Annotated in this window: 5 protein-coding genes; 3 read left to right on the forward strand and 2 right to left on the reverse strand. The window is 67.0% G+C overall.

Annotation, left to right across the window (positions count from 1 at the left end; translation table 11 throughout):
• Positions 1 to 2 precede the first annotated feature (2 nt).
• Together G7A99_RS06365 and G7A99_RS06370 are read left to right on the forward strand one after the other, a co-directional pair.
• Complete coding sequence (locus G7A99_RS06365) at positions 3 to 2,246, forward strand: transglycosylase domain-containing protein (protein WP_163139243.1); 2,244 nt, start codon at positions 3 to 5, stop codon at positions 2,244 to 2,246.
• Positions 2,247 to 2,343: 97 nt separating this feature from the next.
• On the forward strand, positions 2,344 to 3,213 hold the full coding sequence (locus G7A99_RS06370) for a formate/nitrite transporter family protein (protein WP_018717068.1): 870 nt from the start codon (positions 2,344 to 2,346) through the stop codon (positions 3,211 to 3,213).
• 216 nt (positions 3,214 to 3,429) lie between these two features.
• On the opposite strand, the gene G7A99_RS06375 is transcribed toward G7A99_RS06370, so the two are convergent.
• Complete coding sequence (locus tag G7A99_RS06375; RefSeq protein ID WP_018717069.1) at positions 3,430 to 4,071, reverse strand: class I SAM-dependent methyltransferase; 642 nt, start codon at positions 4,069 to 4,071, stop codon at positions 3,430 to 3,432.
• A 343-nt stretch (positions 4,072 to 4,414) separates the two neighbouring features.
• Here G7A99_RS06375 and G7A99_RS06380 point away from each other — a divergent pair, with 343 nt between their 5' ends.
• On the forward strand, positions 4,415 to 5,410 hold the full coding sequence (locus G7A99_RS06380; protein WP_163139244.1) for a GlxA family transcriptional regulator: 996 nt from the start codon (positions 4,415 to 4,417) through the stop codon (positions 5,408 to 5,410).
• Between the two features lie 281 nt (positions 5,411 to 5,691).
• On the opposite strand, the gene G7A99_RS06385 is transcribed toward G7A99_RS06380, so the two are convergent.
• Positions 5,692 to 6,567 (reverse strand): ABC transporter substrate-binding protein, encoded by an 876-nt coding sequence (locus G7A99_RS06385; RefSeq protein ID WP_240466139.1) that lies wholly within the window; start codon positions 6,565 to 6,567, stop codon positions 5,692 to 5,694.
• Positions 6,568 to 7,206 lie beyond the last annotated feature (639 nt).

Below are 7,206 nucleotides of genomic sequence, written 5' to 3' on the forward strand. Positions count from 1 at the left end.
CCGTGAGAACGACGGCACGGGCATTGGCGGGACGCTCCGGCCGGGCATTCGCGCACCGGCGGGTCCTGTACACGGTGCTACTGCTCGCCGTCGTGGTGCTGCTTGGCGGCGTCCTGCACACGGCTTGGAAGCGCTCCGCGCTGAAGGCCCCCGCCGCCAGCCACCTGGTAACCGACCGGTACGGACACTACCTCGCGGAGGTCGGCGGCCCGGAGCCCGGCCGCTACGGCTACTGGCCGCTCGCGGACGTCCCGCCGCGCATCGCCGCGGCCACCGTCGCCCTGGAGGATCGGCGTTTCCGCTACCACCCCGGAGTGGACCCGGTCGCTGTCGCCCGTGCCCTGTGGCAGAACCTGCGCAGCGGGCGCGTCGTCTCCGGCGCCTCCACCATCGCCATGCAGGTCGCGCGGATGCAGAATCCCGCCCCGCGGACACTCCCGAACAAGGCAATGGAGGCCGTCACCGCGGTGTTCATGACCCTGCGCCACGGCCGGGACGCGGTGCTCCGGCAGTATCTCCGGCTGGTGCCCTTCGGCAATGGCAGTCACGGCATCGCCCACGCCGCGCGCGTCTACCTGGACAAGCCGGCCGCGGACCTCAGCTGGGCGGAGATCGCCTTCCTCTCGGGTATCCCCCACGCACCGGAACGCCTCGACCCGCTCACCCACGACGGCCGCCGCCGCGCAGCGGCCCGGGGCCGGCGCATCCTCGACGCCCTGGCGGAGATGGGCGTGATCGATGCCGGCCAGCTCGACCTCGCCCGGCGCCAGATCGGCGCCCTCCACGTACACCGACGGCCGCCACGACCAGCCATGGCGATGCACGCCATCATGGCGCTGGCGGACCGGATCGCGCCGCTGCCGGAGACATCCTCGCGCACGATCGCCGCGACGCTCGACCTGAACGCCCAGCGGATGGCGAACCGTCACCTCCACCGCTGGCTGTCCCGCCTGGCACCCCGGGGCGTGCAGCACGCCGCCATCCTCGTCGTCGACCGCGACGACATGGCGGTGCGGGCGCTGGTGGGCTCCGCCGGCTTCTTCGACGAGGACGCCGGGGCCCTCGACTACACCGCGGTCCGGCGCTCGCCGGGCTCGGTACTCAAGCCCTTCGTCTACGCCCTGGCCCTGGACCGGGGCGTCATCCGCCCGGACACGGTGCTCTGGGACCGGCGCGGCCTGTCCGCCGGCATCGACAATTCGGACCGGACCTACCTCGGCCCCATGCTGCCCCGCCGCGCCCTGGCCAACTCCCGCAACGTCCCGGCCACCAACCTGGTGCGCACCGTCGGGCTGGAGACCACCTACGCCCACCTGGAGCGCCTGGGCCTGCACGCCGACCGCCGGCCGTCGCGGCACTACGGCATCGGCCTCGCCATCGGCACGCTGCCGGTGCGCCTGCGCGACGTCGTCGCCGCCTACGGCGCACTGGCCAACGACGGCCTCTACCGCCCGCTGCGCTGGCACGCGGCGCAGCCCACCGCGCCCGGCAAGCGTGTGCTCGGCGCGGACGCGACACGGCTGGTCACCGCCTTCCTCTCGGACCCGATGGCCCGACTGCCGGTGTTCTCGCGCATGGGCTACCAGGAGTACGACTTCCCCGTCGCCACCAAGACCGGCACCAGCCAGAGCTACGCCGACGCCTGGAACGTCGTCTATACCCGGGACTACATCGTCGGCGTGTGGATGGGGCGCGCCGACGGCGGCCCCATGAAGGGAGTCAGCGGCGCGTCCGGCCCGGCCGGCCTCGCCCACGACGTGCTGACCGGCCTCTACCGGCTGCCGGGCACAGCCGACCGCCCTGAGCCGTTCCCGGCACCCGTGCACTACCGACGCGAGTCGCTGTGCAGTGCCCGCCCGTCGAGGTCCGCCAGCCAGTGTCCCCGTAAGCTGACGGAGTGGGTGCCCACGGCCGCTGGAAACACCACGTCCGCCGACACGGTAACGGCACTGGCCCGAACGACCGCACGGCAGGCGTCGGCGACGTTGCGGATCAGCTCGCCGCCGCCCGGTACCACGGTCATCCGCAACCCGGAGACACCGGACGATCTGAACCGCCTGCGCCTGACGGTGGACGCCGAGCCCCGGGGGATGCAGGTCGTGTGGTACGTGGACGGCCGCCCGCAGGTGGTGCAGCGCGCCGACGAGCCGTTTCTGTGGCCCCTGGACGGCGGCCGCCACGTCTTCCAGGTCCGCCTCCCCTACCGACCGGAGCGCTCGCCGCCGCTGGTGCTCACGGTACGGTGAGCCGCGAGCCGCCGGCGTGGCCCCACGGGCTCGGCGCGCGCCGGCCGGATCTGATCAAATACGCGCAAGACTTGATACGAGCGCCGTCGGAGGGAGCATGAAAGGGGACAGGGACGACGACGCCGAACGCTTCGGGGTGATGGACGCGGTCCTGCCGAAGGACATGGCCAAGCGCGCGGAACGCGCGGGCGCGGAGAAGGCCGAACAGGACGGACTGAGCCTGCTGGCGCTGGCGGCGATGGCGGGTGCCTATATCGCGTTCGGCGCGACGTTTGCGGCCTCGGTGTCCGCCGGTTTCGACGGCGAATTCCCGATCGGGCTCGGTAACATGCTGGGCGGACTGGCCTTTTCCCTCGCCTACGTGCTCGCGATCGTTGGCGGTGCCGAGCTGTTCACCACCAACAACCTCATGGTCATGGCGTGGGCACACGGGCGGCTGCCGACCGGGTGGCTGCTGCGTGCGTGGGGTATCGTGTTCGTCGGCAACTTCATCGGGGCCGCCGCCACCGGTGGCATGCTTATCGTCGCCGGACAGCATGCCGAGTCCGCCGGCGCCGTGGGCACCTCGCTCCTCGAATCCGCGGCCCGGCTGAATGCCCTCGGCTTCGTCGAGGCCCTGTTCCTCGGGATCCTGGGCAACACGCTCCTGTGTCTCGGGGTCTGGCTGACCTACAGCGCACGCTCGACCACGGACCGGATCCTGGCCCTGATCCCGCCGGTCGCGGCCTTCTATGCGCTCGGCCTGGAACACGCCGTGGCGGTGATGTTCTACCTGCCCTGCGCCGCCTTCATCGGTGTCCTCGCCGAGCCCGGCTTCTGGACCATGGTGCCGCAGGCGCCGCCCGCGATCACGCCCGGCGGGTTCCTCCGGGTGCTGCTCCCGGTGACACTGGGCAACGTCATGGGAGGCGGCGTGCTCGTCGCGCTGGCCTACTGGTTCGTCTACCTGCGGCCCGGCCGGGTCTGAGCGCCACCACCTTCCCGCAGCACCGGGGATCCACCGCCGCGAGGCGGATGACAAGCGGCAGCGGGGCACCGTGGGGCCGGTATGGCGCCCGAAGCACCGGCCCCCGGCCTCCCCGTGCCATCGATCATGCCGCACCGGCGCGACGATGGCTGCCGGACCGGGGGTCAGCCAGGCGGAAGCCTTCCGGCACCATCGTCGCCGGCGCCCGCACCAGACTCAGTGAACGCGGAGCACAATCGCTCGGCAGTACGTCGGATCCTCGGCGGACTCCCCGGGCGTCGGGACATACGGACCGACAGTCTCGATCTCCGTGCAGGTACCGGCTTCAACAAGCTTTTCGATCCGGTCGCGGAACCCGTCGCGCTCGAACATCGCCTCGTTCACCGTGAACACGATCACGCCGTTGGGCCGGACCACCCGAACGAGGTCGTCGAGGCCCTCGGGACCCACGTGGCCCCGGGTGAACACGCCCATGCAGACAGCCGCCCCGAAACCGTCATCCGCGAACGGGATGTCCTCGCCGAGAAACGCCTTGCGCAGCACCGCATAGGCCTCCTTCCTGCCGGCAACCTCCAGCATGTCGTCCGAGGCGTCGAGGCCCTCCACATGGGAGTAGCCGAGTTGCCGCAGCCACGGGCCGATCATGCCGGTCCCGCAGCCGGCATCAAGGAGCGGGGTGTCGCCCGACGCGACATAGCGCGTGATCAACGGGAGGCAGACCACCGGGTGCGAATAGCCCGCGCCCGTCAGATCGTCCTCGTAGGTCTCGGCCCAATCGCGATAAATGGCCGCAAGCTCTTCCCGGGAACCACTCCCGTACACCCTGGAAAGTCGTTGGTCTATTGCATCGTTCGCCATGCATTACTCCTTGATTGGCCAGGCCCGGTACATCGTCCACCGCCGGACTACCGATGTCCGGAAGGTCATCCCCTCAATCCCGCGGTCGTCAGGGGCCCCAGCCGACACGGCCGGCCCACGGACTGGCGGCAGAGGCCTGCGTGCCTGCCCGTGTCATACCGGGATCGCGTGTCAGCGTGCCCCATGACGGTGGCCGTTGGCGGTCACCTGGTCCGTCACGTTGCATCAACCGGCGCAAGAGTGGCCGACTCCGTGTGTTAGCGTATTGCGAGACTCGCCTTCTTCTTGAGGAAATCCGCCATGGATACGGCGCCCGCAGCACGAGCGACCGGAAGCGGCATTAATGACCTACGAAATAGCAATCGTGGTAACGAACGATTTCAACGCGATGGGGACCACCGCGTTCATCGATCCACTGCGGGCGGCCAACTATCTCGACAATGAAACGCTCTATCACTGGGATCTTTTCTCCAGTGACGGCGGGCTACTGCGTGCCAGCAATGGAATGATGATCGACACCCGTCCCATTCCGGACATTGATGAGAAGTGCCTCGATCTCGCCGTCATATCATCGAGCTGGACACCGGAGCAGCATTACGACGACGCCACGCTGATAAAAAGCATAAAACGCTGGGGTCGACGCGGCATTCCGCTGTGCGCAATCGACACCGGCGCATTCATCCTTGCTCACGCGGGACAGCTGAAAAACCATTCGGCAACGACGCATTATGAGCACCTCGATTCCCTCATGGAGGTGAACCCACAGGTTACGGCGAGTGACAATCTATTCGTCATGGACGGGAACATCCTGTCCACGTCCGGCGGAACAGCCTCGATCGACCTGGCTCTTCATATTATCGGCGCGCAGCACGGGTACGCACTCACCAATGCGGCCGCGCGTTATATTTTTCATCAGCGAATTCGCACAACGCACGAGCGCCAGAACCACCCGGCGCACGAGCCCCTCGGGAACACCCCGTCCCAGGGCATCCGCGATGCCATCCTGTTAATGGAGGAAAACCTGGAGACCCCGTTGTCCGTGCCGGATATCGCGGCACGTGTCGGTATATCCCAGCGCCACCTGACCCGGCTGTTCCAGCGCTACACCAGACAGTCCGCGGTGCAGTACTACCGGGACATGCGGCTCGACCGCGGGCGGGCATTCGTGACACAGACCGAAATGAGCGTTATCGAGATCGCAATGGCATGTGGGTTCTCGAGCGTCGAGCACTTCTCGCGCGCCTACCGGAGACGCTTCCGCATCAGCCCCAGGGAGGACCGCGTGGCGGGCCGGGTCCCGTTCCAGTTCCGTGCCCTGCCGCTACAGTCGAGTCGTTGACGGGCTGCGCGTCCCCCTCCCCGCCCCTGTTGCGGGAGGTCCCGGCGCGACCGGGACGGCCCCGGTGAACACACGGACGCAACGCCCGGCGCAGTGCACACACCCGCGTCAGGCGGAGCCGGATAACGCGATTCCACGGGCGAACACGGGAAGGAGTATGGAGAAATGGGGCCCGGAAATCCGGACACCGGAGCCGCGGTAGTAGTCCGCGCAGCACGCGATCAACGCCCGGCATTCCGGCGTCATGTGCCGGAATACCGGGCACGGCCCAGGTTCGCGCGTCAGTCGGCGTAGTGCTCGCGCACGGCCGCCATGGCCGAGCCGCCATCGACCGTTTTCACGCCCTCGAGCCACTCCCCGACGGTGTCGAGGTTGGATGCGATCCACGCCGAGGCGACCTCGGAGGGCTCCCGGTCCTTCTTCGCGTATTCAAGCACCCACTTCGACTGATCGTCCTTGTCAACGACGTACTGGTTGAGGAACTTGACCACCTCGGGGCTCCGGTCGGCCAGTTTCGGATTCACGACGGTAAGGACATCGCTGGTCGCCGGCGCGATCTTCGATTCGCCCACGGCCGCGGGATAGCGGATATCGTAGGTGATGTTCATCCAGTGGGGTTCCCAACCGAGGAAAACGACCCATTCCTTGTTCTCGATCGCGCGCCCAACCTGACTCAGCATGGCGCTGGTGCTGGAGGCGACCAGCTCCCAATCGCCCAGACCGTGGCGATCGTTGTTGATGGCGTCCTGGACATTCGAATTAAAGCCACTTCCGGGCTCAATACCGTAAATTTTATGATCGAATTTCTCGGCATACTTGTCGAGATCCGCCTCGGTTCGCACGCCGGCGTCCCAGACGTATTTCGGGACAGCGATCGCGTTGTGCGCACCCGCAATATTCGTGGTCAGAACCTCGACCGTTCCCTCTTTCTCCGCAGGGCGTATCAGGTTCGTTTCGGCGGGAATCCAGCCGCCCAGATAGATGTCGAGATCATCATTCTTGAGTGCGTTAATGCAGAAAGCGGGACTGGCATTTGTCTGCATCGTGGAATAGCCGATCACCTCGATGAGCTGGGAAGCGACCTCGCTTTTCACGGTAACCCCGGGCCAGGTGGGAACGCCGAAACGGATTTCGGATGAATTCTTGGCTACTGCCACTGAAGAGACCAGGCAAACAGCCAGACACAAATACTGGATACAACAGCGGACGCGATGCATACTTTTCCTCTTTCCGTCTGTGGCGCCCTTCTCTATGAGGGCCCCTATTATCGGTCAGTCAGGACCGGCGTATTGCGACGCCAGATCCATTGTCAGGGGGCCTTGCGTCACCAACCTGATCATTTTCGTCGGGTACTTGATCAGATGCGCCCCCTTGCCCCCTATTGGTGGCCACCTCCGGATGTCAGCGCTCCCGGTTCAGACCGGCGTCAGACACTCTGCAGACGTTGCCCCACGGGGCCCGTCCGCCCCACTGCCGGCGCAGCCGGGATGACGCACGGATAACGGACTGGCTGTATCGCACCACCCCATCAGGCCAGTATGACGGCTGCACGCTGTCGGCGAACGATATCGCGCACGCCGACAGGCGGCGCCGACGGGGAACATGCCCGGGGCGGGCCAAGGGAAAGGGGGTTACCGGGACGGCGCACGACGGCGGAAGGCCGGCCATCGCCCGACACCGGCAATACAAAAAGAAAGGGCCCCATCTCTGGAGCCCTTGCTATATGGCGCGCCCGGGAGGATTCGAACCCCCAACCTCCTGATCCGTAGTCAGGTGCTCTATCCAGTTGAGCTACA

This window comes from Arhodomonas sp. KWT, assembly GCF_010993615.1.